21 protein-coding genes and 1 pseudogene are annotated in these 15063 nt (G+C 43.0%); 12 read left to right on the plus strand and 10 right to left on the minus strand.

The window, feature by feature from the left end:
• The first annotated feature begins 68 nt into the window (after positions 1 to 68).
• Together JCM16159_RS19600 and JCM16159_RS19605 are read left to right on the plus strand one after the other, a co-directional pair.
• Positions 69 to 332: a uracil-DNA glycosylase gene (locus JCM16159_RS19600; protein ID WP_367834505.1), complete on the plus strand. Its 264-nt coding sequence runs from the start codon at positions 69 to 71 to the stop codon at positions 330 to 332.
• Complete coding sequence (locus JCM16159_RS19605) at positions 329 to 709, plus strand: uracil-DNA glycosylase family protein (protein WP_367834506.1); 381 nt, start codon at positions 329 to 331, stop codon at positions 707 to 709. Before JCM16159_RS19600 ends, JCM16159_RS19605 begins: the two co-directional genes overlap by 4 nt.
• A 2-nt stretch (positions 710 to 711) precedes the next feature.
• Here the strand turns inward: JCM16159_RS19605 and JCM16159_RS11985 are convergent, their stop codons facing one another.
• The 3 genes from JCM16159_RS11985 to JCM16159_RS11995 all read right to left on the minus strand — a co-directional run bounded on the left by JCM16159_RS11985 (position 712) and on the right by JCM16159_RS11995 (position 2882).
• Positions 712 to 1248, minus strand: a complete 537-nt coding sequence (locus tag JCM16159_RS11985) for a hypothetical protein (RefSeq protein WP_243666832.1) — start codon at positions 1246 to 1248, stop codon at positions 712 to 714.
• Entirely contained in the window at positions 1245 to 1964 is a 720-nt protein-coding gene (locus JCM16159_RS11990) for a glycosyltransferase (protein ID WP_243666833.1), read from the minus strand. The genes JCM16159_RS11985 and JCM16159_RS11990 overlap by 4 nt, the downstream gene beginning before the upstream one ends.
• Before the next feature lie 285 nt (positions 1965 to 2249).
• A complete protein-coding gene (locus tag JCM16159_RS11995) occupies positions 2250 to 2882 on the minus strand; it encodes a phosphoribosyltransferase family protein (protein ID WP_243666834.1) in 633 nt (210 codons plus the stop codon).
• Positions 2883 to 3026: 144 nt separating this feature from the next.
• On the opposite strand from JCM16159_RS11995, the gene JCM16159_RS12000 reads away from it, so the two are divergent.
• Complete coding sequence (locus JCM16159_RS12000) at positions 3027 to 3704, plus strand: hypothetical protein (protein WP_054857979.1); 678 nt, start codon at positions 3027 to 3029, stop codon at positions 3702 to 3704.
• Here the strand turns inward: JCM16159_RS12000 and JCM16159_RS12005 are convergent.
• Positions 3701 to 4291: a YbhB/YbcL family Raf kinase inhibitor-like protein gene (locus tag JCM16159_RS12005; protein ID WP_054857980.1), complete on the minus strand. Its 591-nt coding sequence runs from the start codon at positions 4289 to 4291 to the stop codon at positions 3701 to 3703. The two genes, JCM16159_RS12000 and JCM16159_RS12005, sit on opposite strands and share 4 nt — an antisense overlap.
• A 56-nt stretch (positions 4292 to 4347) precedes the next feature.
• Between JCM16159_RS12005 and pheT the strand changes: the two genes are divergently transcribed.
• From pheT to JCM16159_RS12035, 7 genes are all read left to right on the plus strand, one after another.
• Entirely contained in the window at positions 4348 to 6003 is a 1656-nt protein-coding gene (gene pheT / locus JCM16159_RS12010; protein WP_054857981.1) for a phenylalanine--tRNA ligase subunit beta, read from the plus strand.
• 44 nt (positions 6004 to 6047) lie between these two features.
• Entirely contained in the window at positions 6048 to 6875 is an 828-nt protein-coding gene (locus tag JCM16159_RS12015) for a D-aminoacyl-tRNA deacylase (RefSeq protein ID WP_054857982.1), read from the plus strand.
• A 3-nt stretch (positions 6876 to 6878) separates the two neighbouring features.
• On the plus strand, positions 6879 to 7301 hold the full coding sequence (locus JCM16159_RS12020; RefSeq protein ID WP_243666835.1) for a DUF429 domain-containing protein: 423 nt from the start codon (positions 6879 to 6881) through the stop codon (positions 7299 to 7301).
• 158 nt (positions 7302 to 7459) lie between these two features.
• Positions 7460 to 7726 carry a hypothetical protein gene (locus tag JCM16159_RS17740; protein WP_243666836.1) on the plus strand — a complete coding sequence of 89 codons (267 nt, stop codon included), beginning with the start codon at positions 7460 to 7462 and terminating at the stop codon, positions 7724 to 7726.
• A gap of 29 nt (positions 7727 to 7755) precedes the next feature.
• Positions 7756 to 7998 (plus strand): hypothetical protein, encoded by a 243-nt coding sequence (locus JCM16159_RS17745; protein ID WP_243666837.1) that lies wholly within the window; start codon positions 7756 to 7758, stop codon positions 7996 to 7998.
• 477 nt (positions 7999 to 8475) lie between these two features.
• Complete coding sequence (locus tag JCM16159_RS12030) at positions 8476 to 8847, plus strand: hypothetical protein (RefSeq protein ID WP_054857983.1); 372 nt, start codon at positions 8476 to 8478, stop codon at positions 8845 to 8847.
• A gap of 11 nt (positions 8848 to 8858) precedes the next feature.
• Positions 8859 to 9257 (plus strand): hypothetical protein, encoded by a 399-nt coding sequence (locus JCM16159_RS12035; protein WP_054857984.1) that lies wholly within the window; start codon positions 8859 to 8861, stop codon positions 9255 to 9257.
• On the opposite strand, the gene JCM16159_RS12040 is transcribed toward JCM16159_RS12035, so the two are convergent.
• The 6 genes and pseudogenes from JCM16159_RS12040 to JCM16159_RS17750 form a co-directional block, all read right to left on the minus strand.
• Complete coding sequence (locus JCM16159_RS12040; protein WP_243666838.1) at positions 9225 to 9731, minus strand: Zn-ribbon domain-containing OB-fold protein; 507 nt, start codon at positions 9729 to 9731, stop codon at positions 9225 to 9227. The genes JCM16159_RS12035 and JCM16159_RS12040 overlap by 33 nt on opposite strands.
• Before the next feature lie 5 nt (positions 9732 to 9736).
• A pseudogene (locus tag JCM16159_RS12045) lies at positions 9737 to 10899 on the minus strand (thiolase domain-containing protein).
• Between the two features lie 255 nt (positions 10900 to 11154).
• Positions 11155 to 11802 (minus strand): hypothetical protein, encoded by a 648-nt coding sequence (locus JCM16159_RS12050; protein ID WP_054857986.1) that lies wholly within the window; start codon positions 11800 to 11802, stop codon positions 11155 to 11157.
• Positions 11799 to 12059, minus strand: a complete 261-nt coding sequence (locus tag JCM16159_RS12055) for a hypothetical protein (protein ID WP_054857987.1) — start codon at positions 12057 to 12059, stop codon at positions 11799 to 11801. The genes JCM16159_RS12050 and JCM16159_RS12055 overlap by 4 nt, the downstream gene beginning before the upstream one ends.
• Positions 12060 to 12099: 40 nt before the next feature.
• Entirely contained in the window at positions 12100 to 13329 is a 1230-nt protein-coding gene (locus tag JCM16159_RS12060) for a phenylalanine--tRNA ligase subunit alpha (RefSeq protein WP_243666839.1), read from the minus strand.
• Positions 13323 to 13664 carry a hypothetical protein gene (locus JCM16159_RS17750; RefSeq protein ID WP_243666840.1) on the minus strand — a complete coding sequence of 114 codons (342 nt, stop codon included), beginning with the start codon at positions 13662 to 13664 and terminating at the stop codon, positions 13323 to 13325. Before JCM16159_RS17750 ends, JCM16159_RS12060 begins: the two co-directional genes overlap by 7 nt.
• Positions 13665 to 13791: 127 nt before the next feature.
• Here JCM16159_RS17750 and JCM16159_RS12065 point away from each other — a divergent pair, with 127 nt between their 5' ends.
• Positions 13792 to 14397: an electron transfer flavoprotein subunit beta/FixA family protein gene (locus JCM16159_RS12065; RefSeq protein WP_243666841.1), complete on the plus strand. Its 606-nt coding sequence runs from the start codon at positions 13792 to 13794 to the stop codon at positions 14395 to 14397.
• A gap of 186 nt (positions 14398 to 14583) precedes the next feature.
• Positions 14584 to 14895 carry a hypothetical protein gene (locus JCM16159_RS12070; protein WP_243666842.1) on the plus strand — a complete coding sequence of 104 codons (312 nt, stop codon included), beginning with the start codon at positions 14584 to 14586 and terminating at the stop codon, positions 14893 to 14895.
• Positions 14896 to 15063: the final 168 nt, after the last annotated feature.

Below are 15063 nucleotides of genomic sequence, written 5' to 3' on the forward strand. Positions count from 1 at the left end.
GCATGGTCATTGATAACCTTATAAAATAATTAAAACAATTTTTATTTCACAACCTTAAGGGGGTTTGCATGGACTTTATTAAGCTTAAGGTAAATGTATCAAGTTATGATGAATTAGTACAGTTGATGATGAGCTGCACCAAGTGCAAGTTATATACAACAAGGAGGAGGGTGGTTCCAGGAGAGGGCCCTTTGGATGCTAAGATAATGATTATTGGTGAGGCACCGGGTGAGAAGGAGGATGAGGAGGGCAGGCCATTTGTTGGTGCCGCCGGGCAATTGCTGACTAAATTATTAAATAACGTAGGCATTAGGAGGGGGATGTTTACATAACCAATGTCGTTAAGTGCAGACCACCTAATAATAGGGATCCCGAGCCTGACGAGATTGAGGCATGTAAGCCATATCTAGTGACTCAAATACTCATGATAAAGCCACGGGTAATTGTATGCCTTGGTAGGCATAGCGCCAGGGAGGTCCTCACAATGGCTGGTTACCCAGAGAAGGCTGTGTCCAACATAAGTAGCATTAGGGGTAAGGTGTTTAATGTTAGGCTTGGTGATGTCAACGTCAAGGTCCTCCCAACATACCACCCAGCCGCCGCCCTATACAATCCGAGGCTTAGGAGCATTATTGAGGATGATTTGAGAAAGGTAAGGGCAATTCTTGATGAGGATAAGGGAGGTGGAGACATACTTAGTTATTTATAGTATCATAGTGTGCCATCAATTATCCTCCAAAGTCCCCTTACGTATCCTGCGAGGTACGGCAGTATTATCAACATATTCAGTATCATTACATGTATTACAGTAAAGACGAATGCTGTGATTATAATAGCTGTCATTAAGTACTCTGGAAATAAATTGAGACTTTCCATGACCCATTTATGGGAGCCCTTGGGTGTCGGTATCCACTCAATCTTACCAATGCCCAATAATCCCATTAGGTTTGCAATGGCTATCCTGGGTAACGCCATTATAAAGGCTAGGTTCACACTATTTATTGCAAATACATCTCTGCGAGGGTCACCATCATACTCTTTATCAAGCATTATTAAGGAATATAGATACAATGAAAGTGTTGGTGCTATGATCATTAATAATGTGGCAAAGGCCCACAGTGGTATACTTAAGCCAGTAATACTCATTGCCACGAGCATTAGTATTGACACTAATTGAAGAACATAGGCGAAGTACTGCCCGAGGTAGAGTAGCACTGCTATGCCGTGTTTTCTACGTAAAATCTTCAAAAAAAATACTTCCTAATAACCCTACCAACACCGAAGCTCCACCTTAGTTGTTGCCTGAGGAACCCGGTATAATTAACGGGGACTTCCACATTAACAATCGCGTCATCGACATATGTGACCTTCAAATCATTAATAAAGAACCTCACACCGAGTTCCACATCCTCAAGAACATCCTCAGGCCAATAACCAACACTTTTTAATGCGCCAACACTAACTAGGGATCCACTGCCGAGTATTGGCACCCAACCAATTAAGTTATTAAGCGCCTTTAGAACCTTAAAGAAAAGTAAATAACCAATCCACTGTCCACGCGCTAATGATGAGTCATCCCTATTACTAGCAACCCAATGAGGAACCACGGCGTTCGTCGAATCAACATATTTGGTTAATTCATTGACGGTCTCCTGACTTAATACTGAGTCAACATCGAGTACTAGCATGTAGTCATTATTGCTCATTTCTATTCTTTTAATTACATGGTTCAATGCACCACCTTTATAGCCACTCGGCTTTTCCCTATGAATTACCTTAAGGCCGTACTTATTACCTAAAGCCCTTATGATATTTATGGTCTCGTTATCATAATTATCAAGAATATAAATAACGTTCAACCTTGTTTTTAAGGATGCTAGTCTCTTCATTGAGGTTTCCACTAGATCTAGGGGCTCAGACTTAACGGGAATTACCAGGAATATATTACTCTTGTTTTTTTTCATGATTATGGGTTACTTCTCTCTCATGATTTACTTCATCACTCCTAATAGTTATTAGTTGATATATTATTGGGTAGAATGAGGTTATTGTCACTATGAGGTATATTATTACGATCGCTGTTTCGTAATTAATTATCATTGCGTTGGCTATATCATTGTAATTTAATAACTTATCCTAATTTCAACTCCTTAAATTACTTAAGTCGAGAATTACATCAATACGTACATTTCTATCCCTTAATTTCTCAACCCATGACTTACTCATTGAAATTAATACTGAAACGCCTGTTAACCTAGCTCCCGCAATGTTATTAGTTCAATTAATGCATTCAATGTTCTGCCTGTCCTTACAATATCGTCAACAATCAGAACCTCGTCGTTTCTCTCAAGTAGGTGTCTTGGTAAATACAGGGACACTCTACGTGGTGGTGAATCAACTATGTAACTAACCTCGTAGAAGTCCTCCGAAGCAATATCCTTGTACTGCTTGGCAATGGCTAACCTAGCGTTTAAGGCGTATGATGCCATCACCGAGAGGGGTATTCCATCAGTAGCTGCTGTTAGTACCTTGTTAATTGGTAGGTTAGAAAACATTTCCTTAATCCTCCTTTGATAAAGTTTGAGTATGTATGGGTTGAATAATACGTTGTTTAGGTCAATAAACCCATCTTTAACAATAACATTCCTTCTCAGAACCTCTGTTAGGTCAAGCATTGACTTTAATCTCTCCTTAATTATGTTTACTGTGTCCAATGAAGGCAGTAAATCACCATTTGCATACCTACAGAGCAGGCTTTCAGGTATTTCCAGTATCTGTGATAATTCCCTATATGACAAATTATATATTGACTTAGCTGAATTTATTAATTCCACGGCCTCCAACTGCTCATCAACCTTAGCGAGTCTCCTACCTGCACGCATTTTAACCAATCCCTTTAAACAATTGTTTAAAAAGTTAATTGGTAGGAATACTCCGTAAATCATATATTTATGGTAAAATTAAATATATTACCAATGAGTATGTGGTGTAAGGTTTTTATTAGAAATTAATTATTTACTTAATATATGAGTAGTGAAGAGAGAAGGGAGGAGGTGGGTAGTGAGGAGGAAATTGAGAGAGGGGGTGTATCAGCAGAGCTCGTTAAGGGCAATATCCTAAAGATTAGGTGGGTTACGGGCAAAACCTCGGCAGCAAGATTATTTGGCAAGTACGGTAGAGAGGGCAGGCCAGACTTCTTTAGGCTGCTCTTCGGAGCCATTGGCGGTAGCCTTAGGTCGCAATTCCCTGAGGATAAGGCCAATGAGTTATTCAATAATATTAGGAACTCCCAGGGATTCAAGGATTCGCTTGATGAGGTCTTTGAATCCATGAAGAGGTGGTTCTTTGATGAGATAGTACCTAAGTATAAGCTCGAGAGGGGTGATGTATTCGTGATATCAACAACGCTCGAACTTAATATCAATACTGGGGAAATTAAGTGGGATAGGGAGGCAACGCAGGTTATTTATTGGGTTAGGAGCGATAGGGTTGCCGAAAAGTGTAGGGAACTTGGTATTGCGACAGGCGCCAGGGCCGGTACCGAGGAGGTTGATAGGTTAAGGAAGGAGAGGGATGAGCTGGCAAATAGGGTTAAGGAGCTTGAGAATAGGATAAGTGAACTAACGAATGAGAACAAGAGGTTGAGGGCTGAAAATGAGGAATTGAAGAAGAAATTGGAAAATATTAAGCAATTGGTTGGTTAACCACCATAATACCCAATTAAAACTCCATAGCCAACAATATCATTCACATTGATAGACCTTATTAAGCCAATATCATCCTCATTCAATGGCGGTAACTCCCTATTTAGGGCCAGGACTATTATTACGTACTTATGCGGAGGACCGGGCGGTGGGCATGGCCCGCCATAACCAACCTTACCAAAATCATTAATGCCCTGATAACCAATACCAGGCACGTAGTACTGGGTCGGAATGCCCTGGGGCAATTCCGTTATATTGGGTGGTACGTCATATAGGACCCAGTGTATGAAGACGCCGCTCGGCGCATTCAAATCCTCCATTATTATCACGAGAGATTTGGCATTACTTGGTACGTCATTTATGTACAATGGTATTGAGTAATCTAGGCCATTACACGTGTAGTTAATGGGTATTTGAGAACCATTGCTAAATACTGAACTCACGATTATCCTAAGCGCATTCGTTGGAACCTTAACGAGGCCTATTGTTACGTATGATGCTCTATGCATGGTCGGTATTACCAGTAAGACTGCCATTACCACGGCCATGACTAGGATCAGTACGATGATCACGTGCCCAATCCTCATACTCATAAAGCCATGCTTAAAAATACTTAATAGGTTTTGTTGTTCCTTAGTGATGCATGCCTGTAATTACGTTTAAGCGAAGTGACCTGGAGAGTTTACTGGGTAAGTACTTTAGCAGTGATGAGGAGCTTATTGCGGCGTTGAATAGGCTTAAGGGTGAGGTTGAGGGGATCTCCGGCGATGATGTGACGTTTGAGGTTACCCATGATAGGCCTGACCTATTTTCTGTGGAGGGCATTGCAAGGGCGTTAAAGGGTTTGTTTAAGGTTGAGGTTGGGCTTCCTAAGTTTAATATTGCTAATAATGGCTTTAGGCTCATCGCTGAGGATGTTCCCAATAGGCCGTACATAATGATGGGTATTGTACGTGATTTAAGGCTCAGTGATGAGGCCATTAGGCAAATGATTCAGCTTCAGGAGAAACTACATGCAACCTATGGCAGGGATAGGAGGAAGATGGCCATTGGGTTTTATGACGCTGATAAGATTAAGCAGCCACTCACGTATAGGCTTGAGAGACTTGATGCCATTAGGTATAGGCCGCTGGATAGTGATAGGGAGATGAGTGGTTCTGAGGTTATTGAGGGTACTGAGAAGGGTAGGTTATACGGTAAGTACGCAGTTTATGATGGTAAGGCACCAGTACTAATTGATTCTGAGGGTAGGATACTCGTGATAATACCCGTACTTGGTAGTGAGGATTTTAAGGTTACGGAGAGGACTAGGAACGTGTTGATAGATGTTACTGCCACGGACCTGAGACTCGCTAAGTCAGTACTTGCCGTTTTGGTTTATAACCTACTTGAGAGGAGTTCCTCGAGAACCGTTGAGATAGTTAATGTGAATGCGCCATGGGGTAATACGGCATCTCCATTACTGGATTCTCTTGAGTTCAAGCTATCTGTCAATTTCGTCAATGATTACTTAGGACTTAACCTGAACAAGGGCGATATTATTAATTACTTATTAATGTCAAGGCACGACGTTGTTAATTACGGCGAGGAATTGCTCGTCAAAATCGCTCCATATAGGTTCAACGTGCTTCATCCAGTGGACCTTGTTGAGGACATTGCAGTGGCCTATGGCTATGAGAACATTCCGAGGGAGCTACCGCCGCAACCCGTTAAAGGTGCCAGAAATAGGTTGAGCACCTTCACTGATTTAATTAGGGATTTAATGATTGGCCTTGGTTTCCAGGAGGTTCTTAATTACATGATGAGTAATAAAGACGCCATGACCAAGAAGACCATGGATCAGAGGGAGCTTGTTGAGGTTGAGAATCCAAAGTCCGAGCTTTACACGGTTCTTAGGGACCACATATGGCCCCAATTAATGGAGGTTGCGGCTAGGAATAAGGCCTTGGTTGAAGGCGTTCTTAAGATTTTCGAGGTTGGTTATGTCGTGTCGCCAAACCAGGAGAGCGAGGTAGGCGTCAGAGAGGACTTAGTACTTAGTTACTTAATTAGTGGTCCTGAAATAACGCTTACCGACGGCCTTTCCGTGCTGAGGTCATTATTGACAAGCCTCGGCATTAATTACTCGCTTAAGCCTTGTGAGTACGTATCAGGCCTGCCTGAAAGGACTGCCTGTATACACGTTGGTAATAGGGATGTTGGCTTTGTGATGGAGGTGAGACCTGACGTAATAACGGCATTCGACCTCGAGCATCCCATTGTTGTGAGCGAGATCAAGCTTAACGAGATAGTAGGCTAGGGAATATTAAAAAGTGGCAGTGATGTTTAATCGTTGAACCGGGCATGTACGGCATCGTATTCAGCAAGGTAGATACAGTATCAAGAGGCGTCTTTGAATTATTCAGTAGAGATGGTAACCTTAGGTATAGAATGAGCTTAGGCGATTATGAAATCTATGACTTAAAGGGGAATCTTGCATTTTATGCATTAAATAAGGATATTGTTTACTTGGACGACCTTGAGGAAGTAGTTTCAAAAATGCAAGAGAGACCTAAGGAGTTGATCTTCGTTAGTCGTCATGAAATGAGGAACCCAAGGCCCATGTTCACGTCCCACGTTACGGGTAACTGGGGCGCAGCTGAATTAGGTGGAAGACCAAACACAATATCCCTTGCTAACCCGCACACCATCACGGTATTTTACAGGGAGTTATGTAGGGTTAGGCCTGATTATGGCCTTGAGAGCTTCGAGTGCTATGTTGAGGCGACGCACCACGGCCCTACGATAGAGTCAATACCTGTGACCTTCGTGGAGCAGGGGAGTAGTGAGAGGGAGTGGGTGATAAGTAGGGGTTGGGAATTGCTTCATTACGTGGTTAATGAATTCCTCGAGGGTAAATTAATTAGTAACTATGAGCCTGCAATATCAATAGGTGACCTACATTATCTGACGATGGGTAATAGGTTAATTAATGGTGAGGCGGATGTTGGTCATGCAATACCGAAGTACATAACACCGATAACTAGGGAAATGATTGTTAAGGCCGTGAATATGATGACCCATAGGCCGGTTAAGGCTTACGTTAGTTGGAAGGCGATTGATAGTGAGACTAGGAAACTTGTTGCTGAGGTTCTTAATGAACTTAATGTAAAGGTAATCAAGAGAACATAGGTTATGACAGCAATAACAAAGGGAACATACGCAGGGATTGACCTCGCGTTACCTAATAGGAGGAGGACTGGCTTTGGATTAATAAATACCGATAATAATACTTATTACGTAAGCACCTTGTCCACTAAGGAGGAGATAATAAATTCAGTACTGCGGCAGCCCTTATCGTTAATATGCATAGACGCTCCACTTGGTCTCCCTAAACATGGCATTAATAGACTGGTTGAGGTGAAGGCTAGGAGGCTCGGACTTAGGCTCATCCCACCATTGCTGGGCCCCATGAGGTGGTTAACGATTTATGGCATACAAATAGCGAGTGAGTTGAGGAAATACGGATTTAAGGTTCTTGAGGTGCATCCAACATCAACACTCAGGGTACTCGGGATGAGCAGGCAGGACTTCGTTAAGTTCATCACCTCAGGCTAAGAGGGCCCGTAATAAGTAATGAGCATGAGGTTGACGCATTAGTGTCCGCATTCACCTGCCTATTACATGATCATGGGTGCACGGAGGAATTAACGGGGCTTGAGGATGAAGCTCCTTAATAATTCCGCGCATTGATTGTATACCTCGGGTGATTAGCCATGAGTTTATTTAAGGAATTGATTGATAAGTATAAGGACGTAATAATCAGCATTTATAAACTGGGGATTGATTGCTGCGGTGATTATTGCATTATTAGAGTGACAGATTGGGATCGCATTAAGGAACTTAGATGTAACGTGTATGGGCTAATGATTGATCCTGGGCAGGTTAATGAGTTACTGAGACGTCCTTCTCTAATAAAATTATTATTGCGGAGGGGAATTAATAGCTTATTGCATATCCATGCATCACCCAGGATAAGATAACATTACTGAATAAACTCGGCTTTACCGTTATGAATTATTTCACGAGTGAAGATTGTTCATTAACCCAAGGCGTTGTGGTTCATCTTGACACCTACAAAATAATTAACTTAGTTGGTAGGGGCATCATCGTTTATGTTCATTTATACCAACCATACATCAGAGGCAGAGGTGAGCCGATACGCGATATTAATTCAATTTTTGATATAGCCCTTGAGTACCTAAGGAGGTCTGGGATTAAGATTCATTTGATTCTTGATGAGCTTTCCCACTAATTCTTACGTACAATTCCTTAATTAGTTCAGCCCATTTCAAATGAATACGATCACCCTCATACTCTATGTAATTCCTGTAAATGTGCCTTTTTGTCATTCTCGTATATATTTTGCAATGTGGACACCCAAGGATTACGTATGTTGAATTTTCAATCAGCTGAAGATTAGAAGCACATATGGGGCATTTTAGACTTAATTCCAACTTTGACGTTTCCTCAGATGCCATTGTTTAGGTATTGAAACTGGCAGGATTTTTAATTAACATTTAAAATGTTGACGTCATAGTCATATCGATTATTTATGGATAACAGGTAAATAAATCCATGCCACCAGCACCTCAGGACTATAATTTAAATGCAAAATAATTAATATCGACTAAGCGATATCCTTGCAGTATTTTGGCTTAGTATTGATACTGATATTAGCGTTATTTTACAGGTTCACTGCAAATAAATCATATATAATAACTAATCATTAATGCTTAATATACAGAGGAGCATACCAATACCGAGGATAAGCCTTGAGAAACTCATAAACTACATACTTTCAATTGGTGAGAATCCCGGAATTGATTGCTCCACATTAAAGGATAGGGGACTTGACATTGGTAAGGGAAGAGGCGACATAACGAGGTTCTTTCAGAGGATTGGAGTGATTGAGGTTTATGGGGATTGTAATATTAGGCTGACGGACACGGGTAACATGCTGTATAGGGCTTTGAATATGGACTTGACATTATCGAAAATGTTATTTCACCTAATATTATATAGGGAGTTGCCTCATTATCGATTATTGATAAATCTAATAAGTGAGGAGGGACCACGAGTGTCAATGAGCTTCATAGACTAATAAATCAGAAAATGAGGGAATTATCGCCAACGGCGTGGCTTAATGAGGTTGCCTTTAAGGCGATTATTGGGCTTGCTGTAGATCTTGGCGTAGTGGAGATAACGAATGGGGAGGTTAGTATTAGGTACACGGCCTCCATAAGTGAGTGCATTAGAAAGGCGATGGTGCCCATAGGCTCTCAAAAGGTCCTGAGACTCGATGATCTAGATAACTGCATTAAGCAGCTGCTTGGGGTTCTTGATATAAAACAGCCACTGATTAATAACCTAGATGGATGCGTTGAACCAATAATAGCCCCCGGACCCTTGGGTCCCAAATCCACGTACTTTAAGATATTAAATGAGGATTGCGTGGTTAAGCAGATCGTTAACACGATTTTAAGCAAGTCCGTGTTGAATGATAACCACTAACACTGTTTGTTTTTTTAATTGGAACGTTATTATATACTTATTGTGTTTCTCTATGTAAGTGGTACCGAGCACCACCTCATCACCAACCCTGACGCACCTCTCATCCTTAACATTAATGAGCCAACCCATTACCCTAACATCACCAACCCTAGCAATGGCTATTATATACGGCTCAAAATCCTCAAAACCCTGAGGCCTTGAGTAAACCCTCGTGAAGGTCTCTAGAACACCCTCCCTAGACAACTCAATCCACTCTACATCACTCGAACCACAGTATGGGCAGTCAGACTGTGGTGGATAATAAACTGCGCCGCAGGACTTGCACTTGGTCGCGTATATCCTGCCCTCCCTAAGGCCATCCCAATACTTAAGTGTCCTGCCAATGGGTATTTTATGCCTGTAGGTGATCGGTACTGAGTCTATGGTTGGCCCCTCAACCTTAACAGTCTTCCTGTTAGGCTTCTTCTCCGCCATGCCCATCACCTCCTCAGTATTGTCACATAACCATAATGGCCAGTACCGCCTATATTGTGAGCAAGGGCAATGTACCTCTTCAAAGGCGCCTGCCTACCACGCTCCCTCTCCTCTCTCAACTGCTTAACCAATTCATAAATCATTGCCAAGCCCGTAGCCCCCAGTGGATGCCCTTTTCCGAGTAATCCGCCGCTAAGGTTAACGGCAACCTTACCACCGATGTCGCTCTGACCCTCCTCAATGAACTTACCGCCCCTACCCTTCTCCACGAAGCCCAAGTCTTCATAGGCCATTATCTCGGCTATTGTGAAGCAGTCGTGCACCTCGGCGACTTCCACATCCCTCGGTTCAATACCTGCCTTCTTATAAGCCATCTGGGCGGCTATCTTTGTGGCCTTTAGGCTCACGTAGTCCTCACGCCTGGTTATGTTTGAGGTATCCGATGCATAACCAATGGCCTCAATCCACACAGGAGAGTCAATGTGCAATTTCCTAATAGCATCCTCACTGGCCACTATTGCGGCCGCCGCGCCGTCAGTTATTGCTGAGCAATCATAAAGCTTTAGTGGCCATGTAATAGGCCTTGACTTAAGAATGTCCTCCACGGTCACCTCAAACTGAAACTGAGCCTTTGGGTTCCTCGCAGCGTACTTTTGGTTCTTAACCCTAACCAGGCTAATTGTTCCTCGGTGGTTCCGAACTTAGCCATGTGGGCCGTGGCGTATAAGGCGTAGTAGGCGGGGAATGTAGTGCCGTAGAAGTGGTATTCCCAGAGGTAATTACCACCCCTACCACCAACAGCCAGTGATGTTGCTGTGTCGACCTCATTCATCTTCTCCACACCGATGGCTAGGGCTATGTCTACGAAGCCCGAGGCAACCATGTTATAGGCCACCGCCAACGCCGCACTACCGGTGGCGCAGGCAGCCTCAACTCTCAGTGGGCCTTTCTCACTAAAGCCACTATACTCATTGACCGGAACTGCCGGGTACAGCTCATAAGTCCTGGTACCTGCACTGCCAACAATCGATATTTCAATGTCCTTTTGGGTCAAGCCGGCATCTTCAAGGGCTTCCTTAACGGCCTCCCAGGCGAGTTCCTGGATAGTTACATCATTCCTAACGCCAAAGACTGATTGGCCAACACCGATAATGCCGACTTTACGCACGTATTTCTCTCAATGAGACTCTAAATAAGATTGTTCTTTGAGTGTAATATTTACTGTTATAATTATTATATAGATACGCAGTAAATAATACTGTTCTTTTTGTTCACTTGCTATTTATTGCCGTATTATTATGGATAAACAATGGAGTTTCCATTTACGGAGATGGTCGATAACCCCTGGATAAAAATAATTAGCAGGTATCCTACTCAGAGGGACCGTGAGATACTTAGAAAGGTTGATCTCGTTCAGTTATAACTAAATAGTTATTGTTGCTAGGTATATGAGCGGGATTGAGCCGAGCAGTATTGGTATCGGTAGGGCTGGAGCGTACTTCTTAATTGGTAATATGTATTTAAACGTTATAAATAGGCCGATGAGTATTCCAATTAATGAGGCTGATGAGGCCAGTGTGCCCTGGGTGAATGTGAAGTTATGCATGACGTATTGAAGCATTGTTAATGAGACCAGAGTTGCGTATAGCACAAGGTCTCCAACTCCAATGCCTACACCATCTATATCTAGGATTAAACCCCTAAGTATTGGGTACTTACCCTCGCCATACTTAGAGAGCTCAGTTACTAACCTACCGAGTAATCCTCTATATACCATTACTATGTCGTATAGCGGCAATGCAATTAGTAAAATGACCAATGTCCAGGCGGGTAGGGCTATCGCGAATATTACACCAGCCATGGAGCTATAAGCGCTTATTGCTAGAGCCCTAACCACGGTGTTCCCGGCCTTGATTGCTGCATACATAATTAATGCACTTATTGTAAGTGCTATTATTAATATCGATAGTGGGTGTTCTATTAATGGATTTACATTATAACCATAGGCGTAGGTTGCCGTGAAGAACAATACGGAGCTTATTATGACGATAGCCAATAATACATTCTTCACAGTCTCAAATGCCTTATCAATCCCCGCCTTATTAACCTATATATTGCGTATGTTGCTATAATCATTATTACTATAATAATGGTTACATTATACAAACCAGCACTTGTCGTGTTCACAGACTGAAATGGCGGCCCCGCAGGGACTTGAGTTTCGCCGATGTTTATTAAACCTAGTATAAGAAGTATCGCTATTACTGGCGATGTTAATGGCAGTAATAAGTGCGCTGGTTTAATAATACGTTCTTCTCTTCTTGACACGAGTCATTGCTAATCCCTATATTTATAACCTTAACTAACCTTATAAGTTATTAATGAATCTTGAGTAGTGTGTCCAGTATCCCCTTATTACATTAATGTCCTTAGAGAATAAGTCCCTAATATCCTCGATGTTCATGAGAACCATGGCAATCCTATCAAGACCCATACCAAATGCCAAAACCCTACTCCTCCTAAGCCCGAGCGGCATCACCACCTCAGGCCTAAACATGCCGGAACCCACAAACTCAATCCAACCAAGCTTCTCGTGATATGCGTAGCCCTCGGCAGATGGGCTTGTGAATGGGAAGTAGGCTGGCTTAAACATGACCCTCTTCAACCCCATCCCCCTCGCCAAGGCCTCGAGCACTCCAAGTAGGTGCTTAAAGCTTAGGTTCTCACCAACAACAATACCATCTGCCTGGTGAAACTCCATGGAGTGCTTTGGGTCAAGGACCTCGGGCCTAAATACCCTATCAATCGTGAATACCCTATACTCACCATCACCGCGTTTATAGAGCGTCCTTACAGAGACGGAAGTCGTCTGAGTCCTTAACACAAGTCTAATGGCCCTATTCGGATCCCACTTATAGTTCCAGCCTCTTGACCCAGTTATCCAGCCATCCTCGTGGGTACGCGCAATCCTACTCACTAATTCATTATCGAGTATTTTACCCGTGCTTGGGTACTTGAGGAAGTATGTGTCATGGATTTCCCTGGCAGGGTGGTCCTGCGCTTGGAACAACGCATCGAAATTCCATAGCTCAAGCTCCACGTGTGGTCCATAAACCTCCTCAAAGCCCAGCGATATGAAGACCTCCTTAACGAACTTAATAAACTCGGAGAAGAAGTGCTTAGTTACGATGGGTGCCTGCGGTGTTGGTATTGATAGGTCGAACCTCTTAATAACGACATTTCTCCAGGCGCCACTAGTTATTAATTCGGGCGTTAATGCCGTAACCACAACCCCAGCCTTTATTAGGCCCCTATCTATGAGATTACGCGCCTCATCAGTAATCACCAACTCAATTATACTTCTCTCCCTTACCTTAACTATACTTCTTCTAAGGAATTCCTGAATAATTGGTTTAGCGTTTTCAGGAACCTCATCGTTATAAATGCCATTCCTAATTTGATTAAGTAGTTCCTGCCTATTAATAACGCTGGTGAGCCTATCCTGAGATACCGCCTCAATGACGCCCTTATTAATCCTAATAGCACCTAACCTGCTTAATGTCGATATTGCGTAATTAACCTCACTGGGCGTTAGCAAAATGCCATGTCTCCTTGCAATATTGGATACATCATTAATGGTAGCTTACACCCACAATTAATCAATACCCTTGCCAGCCTGACCTCAGGAAGTCCATTCTCAAGGTACTTTTTACCCTCCTCAGTTAGTTCAAGTATCCTCTTTACGGTTTTATTAACGCGGACTAAACCTAGGTTCTCGAGCTCAGCTATACTTCTCATGAGAGAGTTCACGTCAGTGCCTAGCTTAGATGCGACATCATCAATTCTTACAGGTGAGGCGCTATCCTTTAGTGTTTTCAGTATATTGAATTCCTGCTGCGGTACTATTAATTCTCTACTTATGTCATCGTTCATTAATGTACGTTAGCAAATAGCGCACGCACCTTATAAGGATTACTTCGGAGCAGTCGCATTGCCTGGGCAAATATATAGCATAAATAATGGATAATGCTAAAAAAACTCATGTTGTACCCTACCCGTAATGGAGATATTGGCCCTTGTAAAGCTGGCTCTCGACACGGGGCAGTTAAGGGTTAGCGAAACGAAGGTAGACATCGATTCGACACCTCTCAAGATCAGTGACATTGATAGGAACGCCGTTGAGGAGGCCGTCAGGATTAAGGAGAAAGTTGGTGGTAGGGTCCGCGTAATAACGGCGCTTAAGTATGGCCCATTAGCGAGAAGGCAGCAGGAGGCAGAGAGCTTGCTCAGGGAGGTGCTGGCCATGGGTGCTGATGAGGCTTACCTAATCGTCGATAATGCCCTGATAAATAGTGACCAATTATTGACGGCCAAGGCCATTGCAGCCACGATAAGGAAATTGGGTAATTATGACTTAATAATTGCTGGTGAAGCAACAATAGATGGTTATACGAGCCAGGTGGGGCCCAGGGTTGCCGCCGAGCTTGGTATTCCTGTTATTACCTTTGTTAGGGAATTGAGAGTTGAGGGCAATAAGGTTACTGCTAAGCGTGACCTGGAGGACGCCATTCAGACCGTTGAGGCTCAATTACCAGTATTAGTAACCGTTACCAGGGAGATAAATGTGCCGAGAATACCACCATTACTACAGATAAGGCCGCCATGAAAAAGCCAATAAATAGGCTGGGTCTTGCTGACTTAGGAATTTCCATGAAGTCGCCTGTAGAAGTTACGAATATAGTACCATTCAAGTTAAGAGAAAGGGTGTAATAATTAAGGATGGAACTGTTGATGAGAAGGTTGATAAATTAATCCAAGCCCTAATTCAGGAAGGTATAATAACCCCGAGGTGATGGGCATGGCCAAGGTACTTGTAATAGGTTCAATCAGTGACCTCGGCTTAATAGGATTAGCGCAGAAGGTTGAGAGCCCTGAAATACATTACCTATTGCTCGGAAGCGGCGATGCAACGCAACTGGGTAAATATGGTGTAACCAAAGTCTACACATTATCGGCGCAGGTCGATGAAGCATCACTTGCTGAGACTCTCGTCAACCTAATAAGCACTAATAATTACTCCGTGATAATCACCCCTGTGAATAAATACTTTAAGACCACAATACCAATAGCGGCTCAAAAAAACATCAGCGCCAGTACTTGTTGATGTACTTGACCTGAAGCAGGGTGGTAATACTTTCGAGGTTACACTAAATGGTGTGGGCAATAGGGCGCAGGTAACTGTTAAGGTAACGGACAGGGTATTCCTAATGGCGCCGCCGGCACGTTTCAAGCCAGTTGAAAAAGTAACCACGGTAACCACAGAGTCCCTGCA

The sequence above is a fragment of the Vulcanisaeta sp. JCM 16159 genome (genome assembly GCF_001316265.1).
Lineage (GTDB): Archaea > Thermoproteota > Thermoprotei > Thermoproteales > Thermocladiaceae > Vulcanisaeta.

Excerpts from the sequence above, each read along its gene's own strand:
- JCM16159_RS12000 (WP_054857979.1), top strand. The coding sequence starts at position 3,027 with ATGAGTAGTGAAGAGAGAAGGGAGGAGGTGGGTAGTGAGGAGGAAATT.
- JCM16159_RS12070 (WP_243666842.1), top strand. The coding sequence starts at position 14,584 with ATGGGCATGGCCAAGGTACTTGTAATAGGTTCAATCAGTGACCTCGGC.
- JCM16159_RS12065 (WP_243666841.1), top strand. The coding sequence starts at position 13,792 with ATGGAGATATTGGCCCTTGTAAAGCTGGCTCTCGACACGGGGCAGTTA.
- JCM16159_RS12040 (WP_243666838.1), bottom strand. The coding sequence starts at position 9,731 with ATGGCGGAGAAGAAGCCTAACAGGAAGACTGTTAAGGTTGAGGGGCCA.
- JCM16159_RS19600 (WP_367834505.1), top strand. The coding sequence starts at position 69 with ATGGACTTTATTAAGCTTAAGGTAAATGTATCAAGTTATGATGAATTA.
- JCM16159_RS17745 (WP_243666837.1), top strand. The coding sequence starts at position 7,756 with ATGAATTATTTCACGAGTGAAGATTGTTCATTAACCCAAGGCGTTGTG.
- JCM16159_RS17740 (WP_243666836.1), top strand. The coding sequence starts at position 7,460 with ATGAGTTTATTTAAGGAATTGATTGATAAGTATAAGGACGTAATAATC.
- JCM16159_RS12015 (WP_054857982.1), top strand. The coding sequence starts at position 6,048 with ATGTACGGCATCGTATTCAGCAAGGTAGATACAGTATCAAGAGGCGTC.
- JCM16159_RS11995 (WP_243666834.1), bottom strand. The coding sequence starts at position 2,882 with ATGCGTGCAGGTAGGAGACTCGCTAAGGTTGATGAGCAGTTGGAGGCC.
- JCM16159_RS12030 (WP_054857983.1), top strand. The coding sequence starts at position 8,476 with ATGCTTAATATACAGAGGAGCATACCAATACCGAGGATAAGCCTTGAG.
- JCM16159_RS12020 (WP_243666835.1), top strand. The coding sequence starts at position 6,879 with ATGACAGCAATAACAAAGGGAACATACGCAGGGATTGACCTCGCGTTA.
- pheT (WP_054857981.1), top strand. The coding sequence starts at position 4,348 with ATGCCTGTAATTACGTTTAAGCGAAGTGACCTGGAGAGTTTACTGGGT.
- JCM16159_RS17750 (WP_243666840.1), bottom strand. The coding sequence starts at position 13,664 with ATGAACGATGACATAAGTAGAGAATTAATAGTACCGCAGCAGGAATTC.
- JCM16159_RS11990 (WP_243666833.1), bottom strand. The coding sequence starts at position 1,964 with ATGAAAAAAAACAAGAGTAATATATTCCTGGTAATTCCCGTTAAGTCT.
- JCM16159_RS12035 (WP_054857984.1), top strand. The coding sequence starts at position 8,859 with ATGAGGGAATTATCGCCAACGGCGTGGCTTAATGAGGTTGCCTTTAAG.
- JCM16159_RS12005 (WP_054857980.1), bottom strand. The coding sequence starts at position 4,291 with ATGAGGATTGGGCACGTGATCATCGTACTGATCCTAGTCATGGCCGTG.